The sequence below is a fragment of the Nodularia sp. LEGE 04288 genome, assembly GCF_963896525.1.
GTDB lineage: Bacteria > Cyanobacteriota > Cyanobacteriia > Cyanobacteriales > Nostocaceae > Nodularia.
In genome coordinates this window covers 1-1,696 of sequence record NZ_CAWQOY010000082.1, presented here as the reverse complement: position 1 = coordinate 1,696, position 1,696 = coordinate 1, and the positions used below count along the sequence as shown (strand labels likewise).

General features: G+C 47.1%; 2 protein-coding genes. Both read left to right on the top strand.

What is annotated here, in order from left to right:
- Nucleotides 1–233: 233 nt before the first annotated feature.
- The gene (locus tag AACX33_RS05820; RefSeq protein ID WP_194002754.1) at nucleotides 234–389 is read left to right on the top strand and encodes a hypothetical protein; all 156 of its coding nucleotides are present in this window, start codon (nucleotides 234–236) and stop codon (nucleotides 387–389) included.
- Between the two features lie 14 nt (nucleotides 390–403).
- Nucleotides 404–1,693, top strand: a complete 1,290-nt coding sequence (gene eno, locus AACX33_RS05815) for a phosphopyruvate hydratase (protein ID WP_194002756.1) — start codon at nucleotides 404–406, stop codon at nucleotides 1,691–1,693.
- Nucleotides 1,694–1,696: the final 3 nt, after the last annotated feature.

Genomic DNA, 1,696 nt, shown 5'->3' with positions numbered 1-1,696 from the left:
GGGGGAAGAAGCAGGGGTGCAGGGAGCAGGGAGCAGGGGGGAAAAATTGTGACTTCCCAATGTGACCAATGACTAATAACTAATGACCAAGGGGCTTGCAAATACAAAAATCTCCAATTTGTAGGGGTTAGGACTTTAGTAACTCACCATAGATTTCATGGATAACGGTGGGTTACGCTGTCGCTAACCCACCCTACAATTTTGCGGAAATTCCTCATGACGAATGACCAATAATGGAAATCTTGTTTAATCTCAGCCTACAGAGTCCCTTCAACGCCTATGCTAACGATTGGGGTAGTTTAACGCTACCTTGGCAGTCAAAAGTGAGCCAATTCCAGGTGACTGTTAAACCTTCAGTAGTAATTAATAGCGGAAACTTACTCAAATAAAGGAGAAAGTACAGATGAGTAACATTCTAGATACTGCCATTGAAGCAATTGTTGCCCGTGAAATTTTGGACTCGCGGGGGAAACCAACAGTAGAAGCAGAAGTGCATTTAGCTAATGGTGTGATGGGGCTAGCACAGGTTCCCAGTGGTGCATCTACAGGCACTTTTGAGGCGCATGAACTCCGGGATGACGACAAAAGCCGTTACGGGGGTAAAGGGGTACTCAAGGCGGTGCAGAACGTGAATCAGGTACTTGCCCCGAAGTTATTAGGCTTGGATGCCCTCAGCCAAGAACTGTTAGACCGGACAATGATTGCCCTGGATGGTTCTGGGAATAAATCTAATTTGGGTGCAAATGCAATCTTGGCAGTTTCTCTCGCAGCAGCCAAAGCGGGGGCGGAATCTTTGGATATTCCCCTCTATCGCTACTTGGGTGGCCCTTTAGCGAATTTGTTACCAGTGCCGTTGATGAATGTGATTAACGGTGGCGCACACGCTTCTAATAACGTGGATTTTCAAGAGTTTATGATTGTCCCCGTGGGCGCGCCTTCTTTTAAGGAAGCTTTGCGCTGGGGTGCGGAAGTCTTTGCGACTCTCAGCAAGGTGTTGGATGAAAAGGGTTTACTCACTGGTGTGGGTGATGAAGGTGGTTTTGCCCCGAATCTAGAATCCAATCAAGTGGCTTTGGAATTGCTGGTGGCGGCTATTAAGCAAGCTGGTTACAAGCCAGGGGAAGAAGTGGCTTTGGCGCTGGATGTGGCGGCGAGTGAGTTTTACAAAAATGGGCAGTATGTCTATGATGGTAAACCCCATTCCCCGGCTGAATTTATTGATTACCTCGGTCAATTGGTTGACGAATATCCCATTGTGTCCATTGAAGATGGTTTACACGAGGAAGATTGGCACAGTTGGGAATTGCTAACTCAGAAATTAGGTTCCCGTGTGCAGTTGGTCGGTGATGATTTGTTTGTGACCAATGCTACCCGCTTGCAAAAGGGGATTGAGCAAAAAGCCGCTAACTCGATTTTGATTAAACTCAATCAAATTGGTTCCCTGACTGAAACTTTGGAAACCATTGATTTGGCGACCCGTAACGGTTTCCGCTCAGTGATTAGCCATCGTTCTGGTGAAACCGAAGATACCACCATTGCTGATTTAGCCGTAGCCACTCGTGCGGGTCAAATTAAAACTGGTTCTCTGTGTCGCAGTGAACGGGTAGCAAAATACAATCGCTTACTCCGGATTGAGGATCAATTAGGCGATCGCGCGGTTTATGCTGGTGCTGTGGGTTTAGGACCTAAGTAGAGG